Origin of the sequence: Nostoc sp. DedQUE08, assembly GCF_034530895.1 — a bacterium.
GTDB lineage: Bacteria > Cyanobacteriota > Cyanobacteriia > Cyanobacteriales > Nostocaceae > Nostoc.
Genome location: NZ_JAVRCD010000056.1, coordinates 13,377 through 33,840, shown reverse-complemented (window position 1 = coordinate 33,840; position 20,464 = coordinate 13,377). Strand labels below are relative to the sequence as shown.

The window sequence follows — 20,464 nt, the reverse complement described above, 5'->3', positions numbered from 1 at the left end:
TTTATGCAATATGAAGTTGCTCAAACTAAACTACAGAGGGATGTTAGGTGATACGCTCATCTTATAGGGTGTTCAATAGTGTTACCTGACTGTGGAGAATATACTCATGAATTTATTATTTATGCAAACAGCAGCACCAGCTATAGATGCTGCCCCTCATTTTCCTGTTGCTTTTACCTTGGTGTATGTCGTTGGTTTTGTTGCTGCTGTCACCATTGGCTCAATAGCTTGGTACAACTCGAAACGCCCCGCAGGTTGGGAAAGCAAAGAACGTCCTGATTTTGTGCCTAAAGTTGATAAAGAAGAAACTCCGGGTGTGGGTGAACCTAAATAATAAGCAGTGATGAGTGCTGAGTTTAATAATCAAACTTACAGCAGTTTTCATTTATTTTGAACCACATTTTAGATTATTCAGAAGCCTTGTAGAGACGTAGCAGTGCTACATCTCTACATTTGCCTATTAACTCCGCAAAGAAGTTACATTCATATCGTCGTTCAATCTGCGAATCAAACGGGATAACTCACGAATGATATTCACTGCAATTTCGGGAGTTTCTTCGATCGCATCATATAGTTGCTCTTGCGTCAGTTCTAAAAATTCACAAGGTTCTAGAGTCGTGGCAGTGGCAGATCGAGGTTGAGTATCGAATACTGCCATCTCACCAAAATATTTTCCCTGTTCCACCTCTGCCAACTGTTTATTCCCAATGTGAACTTTAACTCGACCGGAGACGACAATATAGAGCGATCGCCCTTCTTCTCCCTGTCGAAAGATGGTGTAATTAGCTGGGAATGACAATTCGTTCATCACTGAAGTGAGCCGCACAATAAAATCATCCCGCAATTCCTTAAAAATCGGGACTCGCCGGACAAATAATAAACGGTCAACACTGGTTAGCATAATTACAAGTTAAAATTCAACATTACTGAACATCTCAAAACTGAAGTCAGAGGGCGATTAGTCATATTACCGATGTTGAATGCTAGCCGTCAAGGATATCCGAGCCTTTATCATCTGACAAGAGTTCTCTTCAATAAGAGCGATTGCATAGAAGTTTCTCAAACAATAGCTCAGTATTCAATACTACTCATTTTGTGCATTTTGAACTCAGAATTTAGTTTAGGGAAAAGGTTAAAGGCTATTTTCTTTCCGTTTTTCCCTCATGAGTGTCAATGGGTACAAAGCCCAAAACATTTAGTAATTTTGTCAATCACTTTTATTTATCATTTTAAAAAACAAGAGTATTTGCTCTTATTTGGCTGCAAGCCATAATATTGACTTCATGAGCTCCCAAGGTACCTTGCTGAGAAAAAATCACCAATTTGATTGGAGGCAATGCCTCTAAAAATTGGATCATTGGCTGATAAATAACGAATATCGCTCGGTTGTCGTTAGAAAAACAGTCACAAAATCTCTGAACCTGCCCTCAGATCGAGAAGCAGAGAAGATTAACACAAACAGCATTAGAATTACTGTGAGCAACAATTATGGCTTGGCTAATTAGTACATTATTGATTGGAATCTCTGTCGCTTTTGCAACTACCTTTGACGACAACTTATATTTGACAGCTTTTTTCGGTAAAGTCAATCGTAGCTTTCGTCCTAAGCATATTGTTCTCGGTGAATTCCTGGGATTTACTACCTTAGTATGTGCTAGTCTCCCTGGTTTCTTCGGGGGTCTGATTATTCCTAGCAGCTGGATTGGTTTACTAGGTTTACTTCCCGTCGCCATTGGTATCAGTAATCTCATCAGTCGAGAAGAACAAGAAGAGACAGTGCAAGCTGTGTCAGTTGACTTAACCTCTCCGGTAAAATCTGCACGCCAGAAGAAATCACTATTAGCAACCATCCGCGATCCTCAAACTTACCGTGTTTCTGCTGTCACCATTGCCAATGGAGGAAACAACATTGGAATTTATGTACCGTTGTTTGCCAGTAGCAATCTTCCAAGTTTGGGCGTAATTCTGTGTGTTTGTTATTGCGCTGTTGGGATGTGGTGTTTACTCTCTTACAACTTGACTCGTAATCCTCTGATGACTCCCGTTTTAACTCGCTATGGTCGCAAAATCTTCCCCTTTATCTTAATTTACTTGGGACTGTCTATCTTAATTAAAAGTGAAACATATCGTCTTTTACCTAGTCTGGCAATGCTTGGGAATTAGGTATGAAGCGATCGCTCCCCCTTGAGTGGACGCTCCACGCGATCGCAATTCTTGATGATGTAAGCAAACAAATCAGCGATCGGTTCCCATCCAAAAAGATTTTTTAATCACTTGAATTTATCAATATGAATAACAATAATATTTGCTCTTATCAATCAAGTTATCTAAAGTGAGAATAAAGCACATTATCGATGGCTCTTATAAAAGCAAGCCCACCAATAGGAATCAGATTATGAAGGAACTAATGAATCAATCCAACTCTAAAAAATTAACTCAGTGGCTCGTAAAAGCAGTGTTTCTGGTAGTTGTAGCGGGATTTACTCTGCTTATCCAGCCCAGCGCTAGAGCGCAAGCACTAACACCATCCATACCTACGGAATCTGAACTAGCTCCAGTTGAATCGCCAATAGAGCCTGTAACACCACCAGTAATATCTCCGCTTAAATTACCAATAGAGCCTGTAACACCACCAGTAATATCTCCAGTTGTGCCGCCAATAGTGTCAGTAGCAGATAACGTTAGACATTTATTACAAACCAATGAATGTGTCGGCTGTAACCTGGCTGGGGCAATGTTAAAGGACACAAACCTGCAAGCAGCAAATTTGGAAGGTGCTAACTTACAAAATGCAGACTTAGAAAGAGCTAACTTGCAGCAAACAAACTTACAAGGGGCTAACTTTCAAGGAGCAGATTTAGGCAAGGTAAACCTTTGGGGAGCAAACCTGGTGGGAGCAAACCTATTTGATGCAGACTTAGAGAAAGCCAATCTACTGGGAGCCAATCTGCAAACCGCTAACCTACAAAACGCAGACTTGGAAGATACAAATCTGACAAATGCAAACATTCAAGGAGCTAACCTGATGGGTGTTGATTTGGAAGATGCAATCAGACCAGAAGGATTCGCTATTCGGTAATTAAACTGAAGTTCTCCATACGAGTTGAATAAAAAATATCAAAAGCCTGATTCAGCAATGAATACAGGCTTTAATTAATAGGCAAGTTCGTAGTAAGGACTTTAGTCGTTAATTTTCTAAGCACTAAAGTGCTTACTACAAATTTTTCATTACTAACAGGACTTACGCAACTGGCATATTATTTTCAGTTCGTAGTATTCGCGCAGCGTCTCGTTCGCGTTAGCGTCTCCGAAAGAGAAGAGAGGGCTAAAGTCTTCAAAATAAGGGCTAGAGCCGCTTACTACAAACTACAAATCCGATTTTTTTGTGACACTTGCGTAAGTCCTAACTAACTTAGACATTGTAATAGTACAGTACCGCGTAAATAAACATACCATTGCAAATGGCGCAAGAGCTTGGAATACAATTATGCGTGACTTTTCACTTGTGCCTTGCGGTACTAAGATACTTTGCGACTTTTCAAACATCCTCTTAATGGCAAAATATTTTCAGTCATTTAATTCCAGCAATTCTTTTGTTTTCAAATCAGCCGCGACAGGTTGAGAACATGCAATCTGAGGAGAGATGGAGCAAATCGCCTCTGTGGTTGTTTCAAAACAATTTGATAACCCAATTGTATTTAACAATCCTGTACGTTCTAGTAGTTGTTGGACTTCGGGTTGTAAACCTGTGAGAATTAAGCGGCAATTGTGCCGTTCCAAGTCATGATAAATATCTTCTAAGGCTACTAACCCAGTTGTGTCCATATTTGGTACAAACCGCAACCGGAGAATTAAATACTTTACTTCCGGTTCATCGCGGAGGAAAGTAGCAAACCGTTCAGCAGCACCAAAAAATACGGGGCCATCTACCCGATAAACGGCAATTTCTTTACCTAATTCCAGAGGAGTACCAGGGGGAAATACTTCGGTTTCAGGTATTTTGGCTAGGCTCAATTCGCTCATGCGTTTGATGAACAAGGCTCCGGCTGCAATCAATCCCACTTCGACAGCGAGAACTAAGTCAAATAAGATTGTCACTAGCCAGGTGAGAATCATTACAGCAAAGTCTGAGTAGGTAGCACGCATCAATAAACCAATAGCTTCCCACTCAACCATTCGCAGGCTAACCACCATCAAAATCCCAGCAAGTGCCGCTAAAGGAATCTGTGCTGCTAGGGGTGCTAAAGTTAAAACGATGATGGCTAAAACAACACCGTGAATTACGCCAGATAGTCGGGTTTTGCCGCCAGAACGGACATTTACAGCAGTTCGAGCGATCGCACCTGTGGCAGGAATACCACCAAAAAATGGCACAATCATATTAGCCAAACCTTGACCAATTAATTCGCGATCGCTATTATGTTTCTCGCTGACAGTCATACCATCTGCCACTACCGCCGATAGCAACGATTCAATACTTCCCAGTGCAGCTAAAGCCAAAGCCGGGTTAATTAGTTCCCGAATCAGGCTAAAATCATTCCAGTGGGGAATACCTTGAGGCATCGGTAAAGATTGAGGAATCGTGCCAATTGTTGGTACATTCAGATGGAAAGCAGAAGCGATCGCAGTTGCTAACACTAGTCCCACTAAAGAACCTGGTATTGTCGTATTGATCCTTGGCCACAAAAGATTGGTGGCAATTACCACAACTGCCAAAGCAACTGCTGCCCAGTTGAAAGCTTCTACATGAGTTAGACTTTGCCAAAGTCCGGGTAAAAAATGTTCGCTACGTGGTAATTTTAAACCAAAGAAATTATTTAACTGACCACAAAAAATAATCACGGCAATACCATTAGTAAAACCTGCCGTTACCGGATAGGGAATAAATTTGACTAACTGTCCCAGTTTGGCAACCCCCAAGGCAATTTGGATAATCCCAGCCATCACCCCAGCAATCCAAACTTTCTCAAGGCCGTACTTGGCGACAATTCCCACCAAAACTACAGCCATCGCACCTGTTGGCCCTGTAATCTGTACTGAGGAACCACCAAAAATCGCGGCGACAATTCCCGCCACAATCGCGGTGTAAAGTCCCGCCTTTGGTTCCACACCACTAGCCACGGCAAAGGCTAAAGCTAAAGGCAATGCCACCACTGCTGCTGTTAGTCCTCCCGTGAAATCGCCACGCAGCCCACTAAACAAGCTACCCAGCCGCAAAAGCTGTGGTTCTTTGAGGATATTAGATGTTGCCATATCGTCATTTTTAACTCTTATACACAATTTGCTGAAGCACACACAAATGTTATTCCATCTTTTTAGTAGATTTCATCAGGGTTATTGAGAATTCCCTGATTGCGTATGGGTTTTGGTTCAAGTTCGCCTATTTGCTGATTAATAAAAGCGCAGGCTTGCTTGACATAATCGATAGAGTGTGTATGTGGTATGCGATCGCTACCTAAAGTCTCAGTTACAGAGATAAATTTCTGCTTTAATCCAAACAGAGGCGAATTTAAAGATTGGGATGCAAAGTATACAACCACGGTCGAGATCGTTACTTGAGAAAGCTATAATTTGCTTGGAGTAAAGGTGATGTATCCTTATGCTGACACTTGAGCAAATTGAATCCGCGATTCTTCAACTGCCACCCAACGAGTACGAAAAGCTTATTCAATGGTTTGCTGATTTAGACTATCAACGGTGGGATGAACAATTAGAGAAAGACATTGCTGATGGCAAACTGGAAGCTTTTGCACAAGAAGCGATCGCTGAGTTCAAGGCGGGGAACTGTCGAGCAATTTAATGCATTCGTTTTATCCAGGAATCGCTTTTATTACAATCACTGGCTTACCTATGAACTTCACAATAGAGATTGAACAAGAAGAGGATGGACGCTTTCTGGCTGAAGTGATTGGTTTTTCTGGTGTACTGGCTTACGGTCAGACACCAGAAGAAGCAGTTGCTAGAGTTCAAGCATTAGCTCTGCGTGTGTTAGCAGATAAGCTGGAACATGGAGAAGTAACTCCAGAGCTAGTCAGCGTTTCATTTGCCGCAGCATGAGTGAGTGGTCTAGCACAAAGGCAAAGCGTGTCCTAGCTGCTTTGCTGCGTATTGGTTGGGAGATTAAACGCCAATCAGGTTCGCATAAAATTATGACACGTCCTGACTGGGCTGATTTTGTGTTTGCCTTTCACGATGGTCAAGAGATTGGGCCTCGGATGTTAGCAAGAATTGCTAAAGTAACAGGTTTAACACCTGAAGATTTGTAATCAAAGTTCTAATTTTAGATAAATAAGCTAGGTTAATTTGAGTATTTCGGCTTTATGAAAAATTCATTCAGTATTTCAGTAAAAGTACAAATGTAAACATAAAAAATATTTTGTTAATTTGGTTCTAAATCTATTAACTGTAAGCGAAAAAATAATGGCTGAAAAGCGTAAAGAAGACGATATCAAAGAAGCTTCAGGATTCGCAGCAGGCGGAGCCGCAGCAGGTGCAGGAGTGGCAGCTGTGGTTGGTAACATGGGACTGGCAGGAGCATTCGGTGGTATTGCTATTGGGGCAGCCCCAGTCGTAGCTGCTGGTGCTGTAGTTGGACTAGCAGCTTATGGTTTGAAGAAGCTCTTAGACTAAAGAATACAGGAAAGAAATAAACAAATGCTAAACTCTGAAAACTCTAAGGCTATAGGCGCTATCGCAGCAGCTTCATCTGCTGCTGCTGGTCTAGGTTCAATTACAGTAGCTACAATTACTTCTACCGCTCCTGGAATTTTAGGTGTTTTGGGATTTACAACAACGACGGTTGTAGCATTGCCAGCAGCAGGAATTGTAGCTACAGCAGGACTTGCAGCTTATGGAGTAAAAAAGGTCTTTTTTGACTAAGCTGTAGATGGTAAAAATTTGTCAAATATTATAGATAGCCCTCCAGTAAGTTTACTGGAGGGTATTTGCTATTCTAAAAAAACTTTATCTCAACCGAGGAAGGATGAAAATGCATAGGCGCAACCCGCCGTAGGCATCACACTTTGCCTTGTTTTTTCTTAATTTGTTCCTCTTCAAAAACAAAAACCAGTGACACAAAACTCTAAAACAGGCGCAGCATTCATTGCAGGTGGAACCATAACAGGTGTTGGTGTTTCCGCAACTGTAGGCGGGATGGGTCTAGCAGGTGGTTTTGGCGCTGTCGGTATTGGTACAACTCCTGTAGTTGGTGCTGGCGCTGTAGCTGGTGCTGCTACTTATGGCGCTTTTAAAGCGATCGCAGAAGGAGATGCAGCTGCCTTCGCTACAATGGGAATTGGTGCAGTCGGCGGTGCTGGTGTTTATAGCATCGTCGGTGGTATGGGTTTAGTCGCACCGAAAGTAGGACTAGCATTTGGCATTGGTGCAGTACCGATGGCAGGAATCGGTGCAGTAGTGGGACTCGCCGCCTATGGTATTGCCAAACTGTTAGACGAATCAGGAATTAGCGAAACTCCAGCACAGCTTTTTGAGCGGATGGAAGAGAAAGTTTTGCAGATGGGATACTATTCCGAAGCAGTGATGGAATTAGATGCATTTTTATCTGGTGACGATCTCAACCAAAAATTTGCCGTTTTGGAAATGGAAGACGAGTTACAAGCGCTTAAAACTGAATTAAAGAAAAAATCAGAATTTGTTACTCCTAAACCTTCTACTCCCAATATTGAACCAGAAATAATTTCTCTAGAAACCCAGCTACCTGAAACTTGGAGATGTGTACGCACACTCAAGAGTCACTTAGCGGCAGTTAATGCGATCGCAATCAGTCCTGATGGTATTACCTTAGTTAGTGGCAGTGATGACAGACAAGTTAATTTGTGGAATTTGAAAACCGGAAAATGGCTGTATACGTTCTCTGGACAAGCCGAGGCAGTTTTATCTGTTGCTATCAGCCCTGATGGACAGCAGATTGCAAGTGGTAGTGTGGATCGCAAAATTAGCAGTTGGCAGATAGACACAAAAAAATTTCTCTATACATTCTTTTATTTAAATTCTCCCTACAGTCATAATGGCTTTGTTAACTCGGTAGCATATAGTCCTGATGGGGCAATTATTGTTAGTGGTAGCACTGATAAAACGATTAGAATTTGGGGACGCTACACGGGAACAGTAAAACGCACCTTGAATGGACACTCAGATGCAGTTTTGTCTGTCACCATCAGTCCCGATGGTAAAATCCTTGCAACTGGTAGTGCCGATAAAACTATTAGGCTTTGGGATACCAAAACTTGGGAACAACGCTATATTCTCACTGAACATTTGGGAGCGGTGAATACAGTTGTTATTAGTCATAACAGTCAAACTCTTATTAGTGGTAGCACAGACACCACAATTAAACTGTGGAATCTCCAAACTGGAGAATTACTTTCCACTTTGACTGGACACTCAACAGCGATTTTGTCTGTTGCCATTAGTCCTAATGGAAAAACCCTCGCCAGTGCCAGCCGAGACGGTACAATCAAACTTTGGAACCTCCACACTGGGGAATTACTACAAAATCTTTCTGGGTGTAATCCCGTTGCTTTTAGCCCTGATGGCAAGACACTGGTAAGTGGCGGTAATGGCGGAAGCATCAAGATTTGGAGTCAATTTCCTCTCAATGGATTATCTGGGGAATGGTGGGAAGTCTTGGGCGTAAATCAGAGCGATCGCCCCAATGTTGTTAAAATTGCCTACCGTCGATTAGCAAGATTGTATCATCCTGATGTTAATAGTTCTGCGATCGCAAAAGCCTCAATGCAAGCAATTAATCGAGCTTATAAAGAATTCCAGCGACAGGTAATATGAAGTTAGCAGTTTATCGATGCTAGTCAAAATATGAATAATATTTGAGGAAATAGTGTTATGTTTCAACATTTAGTAGAGTCGATAAATTTTGAAGAATTTGTCGAATGGAAACCGGAAAACGGCAGATATGAATTACATAAAGGAGTAATAGTTGAAATGCAGCCGACAGGGGAACATGAGTTAGTCAGAGCATTTCTGATTAGAGAACTCAATTTTGATATTCGCCGGTTTAACCTAGCTTATTCGATTCCGGCTCAAGCATTAATCAAATCTGTCGATAAAAAATCTGGTTATATTCCAGATGTGCTGGTATTTAATATCCCAAACTTAATTAATGAACCACTTTGGAAAAAATCATCAACAGTTACTCAAGCAGCATCAATTCCATTGGTAGTAGAAGTTGTGAGTACAAATTGGCGAGATGATTACTTTCTCAAATTCGCTGAATATGAGGAAATTGGAATTCCAGAATATTGGATTGTTGACTATGCTGCTCTTGGTGGAAAACGGTTTATCGGCAATCCTAAACAACCGACAATATCAGTTTATATATTAGTGGATGGCGAATACCAAGTAACTCAGTTTTGTGGTAATGAGCAAATTCAATCGCCAAGCTTAACAGAGCTGAATCTAACTGCCGAACAAGTGTTTAAGGCTGCTTCGGGAGAACAGTATTAACAATTCAAAATTCAAAATTCAAAATTCAACTCTTTTACTTACGATAAACATTGTACTAATACTTGTTACTTATATAATTGGATACATACTGCGTTCCTTGGAACAGTCTTTGACTCAGCACTCTTCGTTATCTTTGGATAGACTCCTATAAACGCCCCATGTCATCTGTCAGCAGGGTAAGATATTTAACCCTTGAGAAGTATTGACATATTAAAATTTTATAGCCTTCATCTTGCATATTCAGAAAAAACGTTATAAATTATTAGAGAATAGGGCAATAATCTGGCTTCTTAATGTCAAAAACTAATCCTGCTCAAGTAAATATACTGCAACCAGTTTAACTTCACACAACTCCTAAACAGCGCTGAAGATATGTTTTTGTTTGGTAAAGCAAAGATTCTGGACAGACAACGGAACAATAAATAATCTAAAAGTATATCTTATGTGACTGTTTTTAGGAATTATCTTACTAGTTGCGGTGGAAAATAACAACTATAATTCACCAAAATAGTAATAGATGGGAAGCAATTAACTAACAATAAATTTGTATAAATATCAGCAATTTTATTTCTTGTTAGTTGATTATTTTTTGCTCAACTATTTTTGCTATTAAAAGAATCGTTTTTGTTATGCTGAGAATAGCAAAAAGAATAAATGAAGACACATCTACCACAAATTCACAATCCTTATGGAGTTATTCTGGCAATGCACCTAAATGAATTGGAAACTACTGAGAATTTAAAAGAAGTGGAAGAAGCATGGCTAGCACTAGAAAAATCAATTCTCTATTATCAAGGTCGCCCTGTTGGCACAGTAGCGGCTTATGATGCTTCTGTAGAAGCGCTTAATTACGATCAGTGCTTTGTCCGAGATTTTGTTTCTTCAGCTCTAATTTTTCTGATTAAAGGTAGAACCGATATTGTTCGTAATTTCTTAGAAGAAACCTTAAAGTTACAGCCTAAAGAAAAGGCATTGGATGCCTATAAGCCAGGACGCGGATTAATACCAGCTAGCTTTAAAGTGGTATCAGACAATGGGCAAGAATATTTAGAAGCAGACTTTGGCGAACATGCGATCGCTAGAGTTACACCTGTAGATTCTTGCTTATGGTGGATTATTTTATTGCGCGCTTATATAGTCGCCACAGAAGATTTTTCTCTCGCCTATCAACCTGAATTCCAAAATGGAATCAGGTTAATTATGGAAATCTGCTTGGCAAATCGTTTTGATATGTACCCAACGCTGTTGGTTCCAGATGGCGCTTGTATGATTGACCGTCGTATGGGCATTTATGGGCATCCTTTAGAATTACAAGTCCTCTTTTACACGGCATTGCGTGCATCTCGCGAACTGCTAATTTGTCAAGGTAATTCTGATATTGTTGAAGCCATTGATAACCGTTTGCCTCTTTTATGCGCTCATATTCGCCAGCATTATTGGATAGATATTAATCGTCTGAATGCAATTTATCGCTTCAAAAGTGAAGAATATGGCAAGGCTGCTGTTAATCTGTTCAACATATATGTAGATTCCGTTCCCTATTATGAATTAGATAAGTGGCTACCAAAAAAAGGTGGTTATTTAGCAGGAAATGTTGGCCCCTCGCAGCTAGATACTCGCTTCTTTTCACTCGGAAACTTAATGGCAATCATTTCAGATTTAGCCACCGAAGAACAGTCACAAGCGATTATGACTCTCATTGAGGATCGATGGGATGATTTGGTGGGAGATATGCCAATGAAAATTTGTTTCCCAGCTTTGGAACATGAAGAATACAGAATTGTGACTGGATGTGACCCCAAAAATATACCTTGGTCGTATCATAATGCTGGTAGTTGGCCTGTTTTAATGTGGATGTTGGCGGCGGCGGCTGTGAAAACTAATAGAACAAATCTCGCACAAAAGGCGATTCAAACTGCCCAAGGACGCCTTAGTACAGATGAATGGCCAGAGTATTATGATGGAAAAAAAGGGCGACTGATTGGCAAACAAGCTAGAAAATATCAAACTTGGACAATCACTGGGTTCTTATTAGCAAAAGAACTCGTGGCAGACCCCACTTCTTTACCATTAATCAGCTTTGGAAAATTACCAGCAGAACAGGTTTCTAGAGCGTGTGAGTTAGAAATTGCCACTGTAGACCCATATATGCAATAATTCGTAATTTATAATTCGTAATTCGTCATTAAAAGACAGTTCTAGACAGAAATTTAGACCCGAATAAAAGTAAGACCACCTATAAACAAGGGGGAATTCAACTCGACAATTACGAATTACGAATTACGAATTAGTAAAGAGTTGGGAGTTAGAATACAAAAGCCTCCTGACTCCCGAATCGTGTTTTCATGACAAACGCCCGTCAATTAGCTTTTATCGCCCTGCGAGATGTTCATAAGGGGGCTTATGCTGATGTTGCCCTAGATAGAGTGCTGCAAAAAGTTAATTTGCCTGATTGCGATCGCCGCTTAGTGACAGAATTGGTTTATGGGAGCGTCAGAAGGCAACGCACCCTCGATACTCTCATCGATCAATTCGCCAAAAAGAAATCTCATCAACAACCACAAGACCTCCGCACTATCTTACATCTGGGCTTCTACCAGCTGCGTTATCAAGAGCGTATTCCCGCCTCAGCTGCTGTTAATACCACAGTCCAACTCGCTAAAGAAAACGGTTTTGCTGGACTGGCGGGTTTTGTTAACGGTTTATTACGACAATACATCCGCCTTGCAGAGAAGATAAAGGGCGATCCGTTACAACTTCCAGAATCACCAAATCTGGAAACCTCACTTCCATTCCTCTCCCCTACAAAGGGAGAGGCTTTGAATTCTCCCCCTTCCCTACAAGGGTTGGGGGCTGGGGGGTTAGGTTTCGCGCTAACTTTTCCAAATGATGTGAAAAATCAGGTGGAACGCTTGGGCATTTTACACAGCTTTCCTGATTGGATTGTTCAAGTTTGGTTAGAACAACTGGGTTTGACTGAGACAGAACAATTGTGTGAATGGATGAACCAATCACCAACCATTGACTTACGCATCAACCCACTTCGCACCTCCATTGAGGAAGTTGAGGCGGCTTTGCAATCTGCTGGTGTTTTGGTGAGACGGATTCCTCATTTACCCCAAGCTTTACGATTTATTGGTAATACTGGGTCAATTCAAAAACTACCGGGTTTTAAAGAAGGTTGGTGGACTGTACAAGATGCTAGCGCTCAATTGGTAGGTCATTTGCTCGACCCCCAACCAGGTGAGGTGGTAATTGATGCCTGTGCTGCACCAGGGGGGAAAACAACCCACATTGCGGAATTAATGGCAGATGACGGTAAAATTTGGGCTTGCGATCGCACTCCGTCTCGTCTTCGCAAACTCCAAGAAAATTCTCAACGGCTAAATTTACAATCTATTCAAATTTACACTGGCGACAGTCGCCACTTCAAGCAATTTCAAAATACCGCAGACCGTGTATTACTTGATGCTCCATGTTCTGGTTTGGGAACTATGCACCGTCATGCTGATGCGCGTTGGCGACAGACACCAGAATCCGTCCGAGAACTTTCGGTACTGCAACGAGAATTATTGACACATACCTCAACTTTTGTCAAACCTGGTGGTGTACTAGTTTATGCCACCTGTACATTGCATCCAGTTGAAAATGAACAAGTAGTTTCGGCGTTTTTAGCTGATTCACCTCAGTGGCAAATTGAGTCTCCTATTGGCGTTGAGTTACCTGATTCTACCGATAGTGCGCCTGAAGGTTGGTTTAAACTTTGGCCCCATCGACAGGATATGGATGGTTTTTTTATGGTGCGCTTAAGAAAAACCAATAATTCCGAGTGAATACTGTTTGGGATTGTACGATTTGGTGGAGGCCTGAATCTACCAGAGGAGGCAGCAATGGTTTCCCCTTCCAATGTGAAAAACTTAGTTAAAATCCTGATTGGAGCAGCCTGGATCGATGGCAGAATCCAGCCAGAAGAACGGCAATATCTCCGCGAAATAGCTCAAGCAAAAGGTTTAGCTAACGACCCAGAAATTAAGCCTTGGCTGTACGAATTAGTTCCTGTGCAGCCAAAAGAATGTTACGACTGGGTGCGGGAGTATCTAGGCGATCGCCCCAGTCTTGAAGATTGCGAAAATCTGATTGAAGCCATCAGTGGTTTAATTTATAGCGATGGTGAAGTTGCTGTCGAAGAAGCCAGACTCCTGACGCAATTGCAGGATATGGCGAAGCCGAATGAGTCAAATCAACCAGCTCACACTGCGCTTCTCAAACAAATTCAAAAGCTTTACCGCCGTTGGGTTGAAGTCCAAAACTAACATGGAACTATGAGTTGATCCCAGAGGAGGCGGTGAATTATCTCATATTATGTCCGCTTGATTGCTTATTAAACCCGAAGAACCCCACCCCCGCCAAAGTTATACTTTGTCTCCCCTCCCCGCTTGCAGGGAGGGGTTGGGGGTGGGGTGTAATGACTGTGGTTAGCATAACTAATTATGCGGACATGATATCACTGCCTTTTTGTGTCTCTTTGTCCCCATACCCCGCGATAAATCAAGACGCGATAAATCGCGTTTCTACATGAGGGTTTTGGGTTATCTGAACTGTGTTGGCTTAAATCCACGTTTTTGAAGATGCTACTTTTAGACATTCTTTAAGAAACTGTTGAGGAATTTCTTTACTTTCTCCCCAATGCTGATGAATATAAGAAGCATGAATATTTGCAGGTAAACCCCATCCTTCGCATCCCATATTTTCGTCACAATCGTAGCGAGAGGTTTCAAATAGGGGTTGAGTCGGAGTTAAGGTTAAATGGGAACGATGAAACTCATGTCCGTAAACAGTTGTATTTGCCTTAACTAACAAATTATCTTGCAAAGCGACAGCACGACGATAGCCCAAAGTTAAACGTCCACCCATCACAGCAGATGTTGGTAGCACTCCCGCCATCGACCAAGATTTACCTTCAAAATCGATAATTTGTTCGCACAAATACATCAACCCGCCGCATTCGGCGACTGTAGGCATTCCTTTAAGTATTGCCGTTTTCACTGCATGACGAACGCTGATATTTTCTGCGAGTTGCTGGGCAAAAACTTCCGGGAAACCACCGCCAAAATACATTCCCTGAATATCTTTTGGTATACCAGCATCTTCTAAGGGACTCCAGAAAACCAATTCTGCACCAAGCTGTTGCAGTAAATCGAGATTGTCCTGGTAGTAAAAATTAAAGGCGCGATCGCGGGCTACTGCAATCCTAACTGGGAATGAGGGAGATAAGGAGGATGAAGCAGAAAAAGAAAGGGGTTCTGATTTTAACAAAGGTAATAAACGTTGCCAATCGAAGCAACTATCTCCTAAATCGGCGAGGCGATCGATTAAAGCATTGAGTTCGGGAAGTTCGGCTGTGGGTACTAAACCCAAGTGGCGATCGGGAATTGTAATGTTATCTTGACGCCGCATGACGCCGAGAATGGGTAATTGTAAGGGTTCTAGGGAATCTTTCAAGAGAGAGAGATGGCGATCGCTCCCGACGCGATTTAATATTACCCCAGCTATTTTAATTCGGGGATCAAAAGATCGATAGCCGTGAGCGATCGCAGCTACAGAACCAGATAAACGGCTGCAATCAATCACCAATATCACAGGCAAATCTAAAAGCCGTGCAATGTGTGCCGTACTTGCAAAATCAGTAATTTGTCCTTTGTCATTTGTCCTTTGTCCTTCGTTATTTGCAAATGACAAATGACTAGTGACTAATGACGAAATCCCATCAAACAACCCCATCACCCCTTCCACGAGGGCATATTCACTCAGTTGGCTATGACGGGCAAAACATTGCTGAACGTAGGCTTCAGAAGTCAATACTGGGTCTAAATTGCGACAAGCACGACCAGTTACGTGTTGATGAAACATCGGATCGATGTAGTCTGGCCCTACCTTAAAAGATTGCACCAAGCGATCGCGACGGCGTAAAGATGCTAAAAGGGTGAGCGTGACTGTTGTCTTACCCACCCCACTACGTTCCCCGGCAATGACTAAAGCCATAAATGAAACAAATTAGGTTTTTATGCAGCAACTATTTTGATTATTGGCTGTGCGTCCATCGTTGCTTTATGCAAAAGCAGATGTACCAGTTTATCAAACCAATTAACTCAAACTTATACCAATTAGAAACCAGAAAACTACCCAATTAGGGGAGTTAGGTTAAAAACGTCTGTTTAATAATACAGTTGGAGATTAGCCGAGATCGGATAACAATCAGCTACCAAAAGAGGAACGTTTTATGATAATAGTGCATCATCTTAACAACTCGCGATCGCAGCGGGTGCTGTGGCTGCTTGAAGAATTAGGTATCGAATACGAGATCGAGTTCTATGAACGCGATGCTAAAACGATGATGGCACCGGAATCGCTGCGCCAAGTTCATCCTCTCGGAAAGTCACCAGTAATCACAGATGCAGACTTGGCGATCGCTGAGTCGGGTGCAATTATCGAATACCTAGTCGATCGCTATGGTAATGGTCGGTTAGTCCCAGCATCCGGTACGCCGGAGCATCTGCGCTACAAGTATTGGCTGCATTACGCCGAAGGTTCGGCAATGCCACTGTTGGTAATGCGGCTGGTATTGAACAATTTCGGGGCAGGCGACAGCAGCGTGGTTAGCGGATTCGTCGCGCCCCAAATCAAACTTCACTTTGACTACATAGAAGACGAACTCCGTAAAAATACGTGGTTTGTAGGCAATGAATTTACCGCCGCCGATATCCAAATGAGCTTTCCCCTAGAAGTGGTGGCTGCACTCCCCGAAGAAGTCGAGAACCGACCAAAGCTGAAAGAATTTGTCGAGCGCATTCATGAACGACCTGCTTACAAACGCGCCCTGGAGCGTGGAGGTAAATACGAGGTATCTTTTCAATAGACTTCTTGCATGAATCGATGAGCTTTCACCCCAAATCCCTCTCCCAAGCAAGGCTACAGTGTACACAAAAGTCTTCTAAAGCTGTCCCACGTCTTGATCTGCTATGTTAATGCATTGACTTGTTATGTTAATACATCGACTTGTTATGCCAATACATCGACTTGTTATGCCAATACATTGACTTGTTATGCCAATACATCGACCTGTTATGTTAATACATCGACTTGTTATGTTAATGCATCGACCTGCTATGCCAATGCATCGACCTGCTATGCCAATGCATTGACCTGTTATGTTAATGCATCGACCTGCTACGCCAATGCATTGACCTGTTATGTTAATGCATCGACCTGCAAAGATTAGCCCACCCTAAGTTACACCTGACTTTTCACATTATGTGGAAAAGCTAACGATTGACCTAACCCCCTAACCCCCTTCCCTCGCAGGGAAGGGGGAAAATTCAAAGTCTCTCTCCTAAAAGGAAGAGAAAAATAGAAGAGAGGTTTTCCAGATACCGTGAAAAGTCAGAAATTACACAGCAACTCTAAAAGACTAATGTGTACAGCGTAGCCCAAGCTTAGGAGAAGGTTGGGACAATACGGTTCGATTAAGATTTTTTGATGAAAATTATTGCTCGCCAAAGACGCGATACGCCGTCAAGACAAAAGATTGATTATTGTAGAGACATGATGAATCCCGTCTCTTGCTTTAACCGAACAGTATTGATTTAACACCAAGGAAAATATGGCGGTTCTCGCGTGGATGCAATATACTCTGACCTCACTTCCATTCCTCTCCTAAAAGGAGAGAGGCTTTGAATCTTACTCCCCAACGCTAGTAGGGAAGGGGCTGGGGGTTAGGTCTGTATTGGACTCAACCGAGAAGCGCTATAGAAAAACCCTCCAGATTATTGAAATATCCAAAAATCTGAAGAGTTTGTGTTTGATTTTCGCAATTTTGGTAAATTTTATTGTTTCCAAGCGCAACTAACTATTTGTTTCCAATTTGAAAATATTCGCAGTCACTCCCAGACTTTCTTCAAAAAGTGACTCGCGACCCCAGCGTTGTACCTGCTGACTCAGCAATGCTTCCGCCTTTTGTTCTGAAAGTGAAGTCACTTGCTGAAACAAACCAGCAGATTGAGCGCCGCCGTGGGTTTCCATCCGCATACAACCACCAGTTTCCGAGCAAATTACTGTACCACAGTCTGCCTGCGGATTGGTCGAACTGAGGCGCAAAGCAATCAAGTCGCCAGCAATTTCACCCACATCAGCCAGGGGAACACCCGCTAATTCGGTTTCTACTTGGCGTTGGTCTTGGGCAATAAAGTTAATCCGAGTGATTTCATAATCTCCGGTTTCCTTTTGATAGGAAACTGGCTGCCATGCGAGACGACTTGCCAACCAACCCAAAAACAGCAGTGCTTGTGCGGGGTTGCCTTTTTCGTAATCAATAGTTACTCGGTCAACTTCCCGAAGGGCAGCCCGACGATGAGGCGAGTCGTAAGCTTCAGCTGCCAATTCTTGCCAAGCTGAGAGGCGACGCCAGTTAAGGTCAGCTAGGGGAACACCACTTTCTACCAATTCTTGGAGACGAAGTAAGTCACTTTCTGGCTCGTTAAAGCGGCAAGAATCCACAATCACATTATTGCAGACGGCTGCCAGCCGCTTGAATAGAGTGTTGTTGGGGTGTGGTGTTGCTTTCCACCAGAGAAACTTCGGTAAGCCGCCAATCAACAATGCTGGAATCATCCCCCCTACACGTTCCAAGGCAGCAGCAGTACCACTGATAGTGATGTATTCGCAGCAAATTAGTGTGCTTGATGATTGCTTCTGGATGGGGCAATAGGCAGAAACTTGAGCTTTGACCCCTTCATCTTCGCCAGTAATCGGAAATAGCGCGATGATGCGGCAGGGGTTGCGGAGGGCGATTTCATCAGCAATTCTGGGGCTTGGGGCATTTAAGCTGGGAAGATCGATAGAACCATTATCTCCGGCAGCACCGTTTCCTTGACGTTTAATGAATTCTTCTCTCAAGATAGCCAGGGTTTCAGGGGTTGCTGTTCCCGTATCTGGCAGTCGATATTTTGTCTGTACTTGCCGCAAGGCAGCTACCATCTGAGGCCCTAAAATCCCATCAAGCGGGCCGTTGTAAAATCCCAAAGTAGCCAAAAGATACTGGGTTTCTTCGGGTTCGTAAACCACTAAGGTAAATGTCGTGGCGCGGGTGGCAGCAGGAAGCCCACCGTCCTCGCCAGTAATGCCATAACTTTGCCAAATTTGATGAAGTTCCGCTTCTATTTCGTTAAGCGAAATATCTTTTGGCGTCTGAAGTGAAAAAATTGTAGAAGCTTGGGGAGCCATAGTAGTTTTGAGTTGTCAGCTTTGTTTGGTGAATCAGTTAGGAGTTAGAAGTTAGGAGTTAAAAGTTGGGAGTTAGGAGTTAGGAGTTAGAATAACTGAAATTATTAACTCAAAAACTCATAATTTATTACTCCTAACTATTAACTCATCACTCCTAACTTTTTACAGTCTGCGCCAGCGACGGCCATCTTGGTTAATTAAGAATTCTGCTTCTGTTGGTTCCCAAGTACCAGCTTCATACTGGGGAATAGTATTGGCGTCGGCGGGTGCATCCCAAACGGAAAGGGCTGGCGTTACTACCTGCCAAGCTGCTTCTACTTCATCGGCGCGGGTGAATAATGTTTGATCGCCCATCATACAATCAAGGAATAAGCGATCGTAGGCATCAGATGTGGCTTGGATGCCAAAGGAACCATAACTAAAGTCCATATCAACGGAACGGGTACGGAATTCTGCCCCTGGCATTTTCACATCAAAACGCAGGGAAATACCTTCATTCGGCTGAATCCGCATCGTCAAAATATTGGCGTTTGCCTGTTGGGCGGCTGATTGGAACATCCGAGACGGAACTTCGCGGAAGTGAATGGCAATCTCACTGACTTTTTTCGGCATCCGCTTCCCGGTACGCAAGTAGAAAGGAACACCTTTCCAGCGCCAGTTATCTACCACAAACTTCATGGCGACGTAGGTCGGTGTGGTGGAATTGGGATTAACGCCTGGTTCTGTCCGATACCCTGGCACTGCTTGACCTTTCATCCAGCCAGCACTATATTGACCGCGGACTGCTGACCGCGACAGATTCTGAACATCAGCTAAACGAGTAGCTTGGAGTACCTTCACTTTTTCTGTGCGGATGCTGTCGGCATCCATTGCGTTGGGCGCTTCCATCGCTGTTAGGCAGTAAAGTTGCATGAGGTGATTTTGCAACATATCCCGCAATGCGCCGGCGCTTTCATAATAACCAGCCCGATCTTCCACTCCCACGGTTTCTGCTACGGTAATTTGTACGTGGTCAACAAATTGACGATTCCACAACGGCTCAAAAATCGCATTGGCAAAGCGAAACACCAGCAAATTTTGAACTGTTTCTTTACCCAAGTAGTGGTCAATCCGGTATACTTGGTTTTCTTTGCAATATTTCTGTACCACTTGGTTAAGACTTTGGGCAGAAGCCAAATCCCGACCAAAGGGTTTTTCAATTACTAGACGATGTTTGTAGGGATCTTCTAGCATCCCGGCGGTTCCTAGCTGCTTAATCGCTTCGGGAAAGAATGAGGGGGCAACTGAGAGGTAGAACATTCGATTACCTCGTGTGCCCCGTTTTTCGTCTAATTCACTCAATAAGTTTTTCAGTTTTTGGTAGCCTTCGGGGTTGTCTATATCCCCAGGGCTGTAGAACAGACCTTGAGAGAAATCTTGCCAGAGTTCCCCTAAATCAACATCCGCATGTGCTTCTTCCATGCCTTTTTGCATTTGTTCGCGGAAGTACTCATGGCTCCATTCTCTACGTGCTACACCGACAATGGTAGTTTCTGGTGGAATACGCCGTTCTCGCCGCAATTTGTAAAGTGCTGGCACTAGTTTGCGCCAAGTGAGATCGCCAGAAGCGCCAAAAATGACTATAATCTGGGGTTCGGACATCCGTTGTTGTTGCAGACCAACGCGCAAGGGATTTTCTAGCAGACTAACCATAACAATTTTG

The 20,464-nt window shown here is 42.8% G+C and carries 20 protein-coding genes; 14 read left to right on the top strand and 6 right to left on the bottom strand.

Annotation, left to right across the window (positions count from 1 at the left end; all coding sequences use genetic code 11):
* Positions 1 to 106 precede the first annotated feature (106 nt).
* Positions 107 to 334: a photosystem II assembly protein Psb35 gene (gene psb35 / locus RMY64_RS28550; RefSeq protein ID WP_322674798.1), complete on the top strand. Its 228-nt coding sequence runs from the start codon at positions 107 to 109 to the stop codon at positions 332 to 334.
* Between the two features lie 126 nt (positions 335 to 460).
* Here the strand turns inward: psb35 and RMY64_RS28545 are convergent, their stop codons facing one another.
* Entirely contained in the window at positions 461 to 901 is a 441-nt protein-coding gene (locus RMY64_RS28545; protein WP_069074674.1) for a Crp/Fnr family transcriptional regulator, read from the bottom strand.
* Between the two features lie 587 nt (positions 902 to 1,488).
* On the opposite strand from RMY64_RS28545, the gene RMY64_RS28540 reads away from it, so the two are divergent.
* Together RMY64_RS28540 and RMY64_RS28535 are read left to right on the top strand one after the other, a co-directional pair.
* Positions 1,489 to 2,163: a cadmium resistance transporter gene (locus RMY64_RS28540; RefSeq protein ID WP_322701763.1), complete on the top strand. Its 675-nt coding sequence runs from the start codon at positions 1,489 to 1,491 to the stop codon at positions 2,161 to 2,163.
* Between the two features lie 244 nt (positions 2,164 to 2,407).
* A complete protein-coding gene (locus RMY64_RS28535) occupies positions 2,408 to 3,079 on the top strand; it encodes a pentapeptide repeat-containing protein (protein WP_322674800.1) in 672 nt (223 codons plus the stop codon).
* Between the two features lie 488 nt (positions 3,080 to 3,567).
* On the opposite strand, the gene RMY64_RS28530 is transcribed toward RMY64_RS28535, so the two are convergent.
* Positions 3,568 to 5,253: a SulP family inorganic anion transporter gene (locus tag RMY64_RS28530; protein WP_322701762.1), complete on the bottom strand. Its 1,686-nt coding sequence runs from the start codon at positions 5,251 to 5,253 to the stop codon at positions 3,568 to 3,570.
* Positions 5,254 to 5,315: 62 nt separating this feature from the next.
* Positions 5,316 to 5,540: a hypothetical protein gene (locus RMY64_RS28525; protein ID WP_322701761.1), complete on the bottom strand. Its 225-nt coding sequence runs from the start codon at positions 5,538 to 5,540 to the stop codon at positions 5,316 to 5,318.
* A gap of 59 nt (positions 5,541 to 5,599) precedes the next feature.
* Here RMY64_RS28525 and RMY64_RS28520 point away from each other — a divergent pair, with 59 nt between their 5' ends.
* The 10 genes from RMY64_RS28520 (at position 5,600) to RMY64_RS28475 (ending at position 13,796) form a co-directional block, all read left to right on the top strand.
* Positions 5,600 to 5,800: a hypothetical protein gene (locus RMY64_RS28520; RefSeq protein ID WP_322701760.1), complete on the top strand. Its 201-nt coding sequence runs from the start codon at positions 5,600 to 5,602 to the stop codon at positions 5,798 to 5,800.
* Positions 5,800 to 6,057, top strand: coding sequence for a type II toxin-antitoxin system HicB family antitoxin (locus tag RMY64_RS28515; RefSeq protein ID WP_322701759.1), 258 nt, complete (start codon positions 5,800 to 5,802; stop codon positions 6,055 to 6,057). The genes RMY64_RS28520 and RMY64_RS28515 overlap by 1 nt, the downstream gene beginning before the upstream one ends.
* A complete protein-coding gene (locus RMY64_RS28510) occupies positions 6,054 to 6,266 on the top strand; it encodes a type II toxin-antitoxin system HicA family toxin (RefSeq protein ID WP_322701758.1) in 213 nt (70 codons plus the stop codon). Before RMY64_RS28515 ends, RMY64_RS28510 begins: the two co-directional genes overlap by 4 nt.
* Positions 6,267 to 6,420: 154 nt before the next feature.
* On the top strand, positions 6,421 to 6,630 hold the full coding sequence (locus tag RMY64_RS28505; protein WP_190911601.1) for a hypothetical protein: 210 nt from the start codon (positions 6,421 to 6,423) through the stop codon (positions 6,628 to 6,630).
* A gap of 24 nt (positions 6,631 to 6,654) precedes the next feature.
* Positions 6,655 to 6,879, top strand: coding sequence for a hypothetical protein (locus tag RMY64_RS28500; protein WP_322701757.1), 225 nt, complete (start codon positions 6,655 to 6,657; stop codon positions 6,877 to 6,879).
* Between the two features lie 189 nt (positions 6,880 to 7,068).
* Positions 7,069 to 8,805 carry a DnaJ domain-containing protein gene (locus RMY64_RS28495; protein WP_322701756.1) on the top strand — a complete coding sequence of 579 codons (1,737 nt, stop codon included), beginning with the start codon at positions 7,069 to 7,071 and terminating at the stop codon, positions 8,803 to 8,805.
* Positions 8,806 to 8,862: 57 nt separating this feature from the next.
* Positions 8,863 to 9,483 (top strand): Uma2 family endonuclease, encoded by a 621-nt coding sequence (locus tag RMY64_RS28490; RefSeq protein ID WP_322701755.1) that lies wholly within the window; start codon positions 8,863 to 8,865, stop codon positions 9,481 to 9,483.
* A gap of 705 nt (positions 9,484 to 10,188) precedes the next feature.
* Positions 10,189 to 11,640, top strand: a complete 1,452-nt coding sequence (locus tag RMY64_RS28485; protein WP_322701773.1) for a glycoside hydrolase 100 family protein — start codon at positions 10,189 to 10,191, stop codon at positions 11,638 to 11,640.
* Positions 11,641 to 11,828: 188 nt separating this feature from the next.
* Complete coding sequence (locus RMY64_RS28480; RefSeq protein WP_322701754.1) at positions 11,829 to 13,316, top strand: 16S rRNA (cytosine(967)-C(5))-methyltransferase; 1,488 nt, start codon at positions 11,829 to 11,831, stop codon at positions 13,314 to 13,316.
* A 57-nt stretch (positions 13,317 to 13,373) separates the two neighbouring features.
* Positions 13,374 to 13,796, top strand: coding sequence for a TerB family tellurite resistance protein (locus RMY64_RS28475; protein ID WP_194043291.1), 423 nt, complete (start codon positions 13,374 to 13,376; stop codon positions 13,794 to 13,796).
* A gap of 295 nt (positions 13,797 to 14,091) precedes the next feature.
* On the opposite strand, the gene RMY64_RS28470 is transcribed toward RMY64_RS28475, so the two are convergent.
* Positions 14,092 to 15,525, bottom strand: a complete 1,434-nt coding sequence (locus tag RMY64_RS28470; RefSeq protein WP_322701753.1) for a cobyrinate a,c-diamide synthase — start codon at positions 15,523 to 15,525, stop codon at positions 14,092 to 14,094.
* A 238-nt stretch (positions 15,526 to 15,763) separates the two neighbouring features.
* On the opposite strand from RMY64_RS28470, the gene RMY64_RS28465 reads away from it, so the two are divergent.
* Complete coding sequence (locus tag RMY64_RS28465; RefSeq protein ID WP_322701752.1) at positions 15,764 to 16,399, top strand: glutathione S-transferase; 636 nt, start codon at positions 15,764 to 15,766, stop codon at positions 16,397 to 16,399.
* A 986-nt stretch (positions 16,400 to 17,385) separates the two neighbouring features.
* On the opposite strand, the gene opcA is transcribed toward RMY64_RS28465, so the two are convergent.
* The gene (gene opcA, locus RMY64_RS28460; protein ID WP_322701751.1) at positions 17,386 to 18,762 is read right to left on the bottom strand and encodes a glucose-6-phosphate dehydrogenase assembly protein OpcA; all 1,377 of its coding nucleotides are present in this window, start codon (positions 18,760 to 18,762) and stop codon (positions 17,386 to 17,388) included.
* Positions 18,763 to 18,924: 162 nt separating this feature from the next.
* On the bottom strand, positions 18,925 to 20,454 hold the full coding sequence (zwf, locus tag RMY64_RS28455) for a glucose-6-phosphate dehydrogenase (protein WP_322674813.1): 1,530 nt from the start codon (positions 20,452 to 20,454) through the stop codon (positions 18,925 to 18,927).
* Positions 20,455 to 20,464 lie beyond the last annotated feature (10 nt).

Excerpts from the sequence above, each read along its gene's own strand:
- psb35 (WP_322674798.1), top strand. The coding sequence starts at position 107 with ATGAATTTATTATTTATGCAAACAGCAGCACCAGCTATAGATGCTGCC.
- RMY64_RS28545 (WP_069074674.1), bottom strand. The coding sequence starts at position 901 with ATGCTAACCAGTGTTGACCGTTTATTATTTGTCCGGCGAGTCCCGATT.
- RMY64_RS28540 (WP_322701763.1), top strand. The coding sequence starts at position 1,489 with ATGGCTTGGCTAATTAGTACATTATTGATTGGAATCTCTGTCGCTTTT.
- RMY64_RS28535 (WP_322674800.1), top strand. The coding sequence starts at position 2,408 with ATGAATCAATCCAACTCTAAAAAATTAACTCAGTGGCTCGTAAAAGCA.
- RMY64_RS28530 (WP_322701762.1), bottom strand. The coding sequence starts at position 5,253 with ATGGCAACATCTAATATCCTCAAAGAACCACAGCTTTTGCGGCTGGGT.
- RMY64_RS28520 (WP_322701760.1), top strand. The coding sequence starts at position 5,600 with ATGCTGACACTTGAGCAAATTGAATCCGCGATTCTTCAACTGCCACCC.
- RMY64_RS28515 (WP_322701759.1), top strand. The coding sequence starts at position 5,800 with ATGCATTCGTTTTATCCAGGAATCGCTTTTATTACAATCACTGGCTTA.
- RMY64_RS28510 (WP_322701758.1), top strand. The coding sequence starts at position 6,054 with ATGAGTGAGTGGTCTAGCACAAAGGCAAAGCGTGTCCTAGCTGCTTTG.
- RMY64_RS28505 (WP_190911601.1), top strand. The coding sequence starts at position 6,421 with ATGGCTGAAAAGCGTAAAGAAGACGATATCAAAGAAGCTTCAGGATTC.
- RMY64_RS28500 (WP_322701757.1), top strand. The coding sequence starts at position 6,655 with ATGCTAAACTCTGAAAACTCTAAGGCTATAGGCGCTATCGCAGCAGCT.
- RMY64_RS28490 (WP_322701755.1), top strand. The coding sequence starts at position 8,863 with ATGTTTCAACATTTAGTAGAGTCGATAAATTTTGAAGAATTTGTCGAA.
- RMY64_RS28485 (WP_322701773.1), top strand. The coding sequence starts at position 10,189 with ATGCACCTAAATGAATTGGAAACTACTGAGAATTTAAAAGAAGTGGAA.
- RMY64_RS28480 (WP_322701754.1), top strand. The coding sequence starts at position 11,829 with ATGACAAACGCCCGTCAATTAGCTTTTATCGCCCTGCGAGATGTTCAT.
- RMY64_RS28475 (WP_194043291.1), top strand. The coding sequence starts at position 13,374 with ATGGTTTCCCCTTCCAATGTGAAAAACTTAGTTAAAATCCTGATTGGA.
- RMY64_RS28470 (WP_322701753.1), bottom strand. The coding sequence starts at position 15,525 with ATGGCTTTAGTCATTGCCGGGGAACGTAGTGGGGTGGGTAAGACAACA.
- RMY64_RS28465 (WP_322701752.1), top strand. The coding sequence starts at position 15,764 with ATGATAATAGTGCATCATCTTAACAACTCGCGATCGCAGCGGGTGCTG.
- opcA (WP_322701751.1), bottom strand. The coding sequence starts at position 18,762 with ATGGCTCCCCAAGCTTCTACAATTTTTTCACTTCAGACGCCAAAAGAT.
- zwf (WP_322674813.1), bottom strand. The coding sequence starts at position 20,454 with ATGGTTAGTCTGCTAGAAAATCCCTTGCGCGTTGGTCTGCAACAACAA.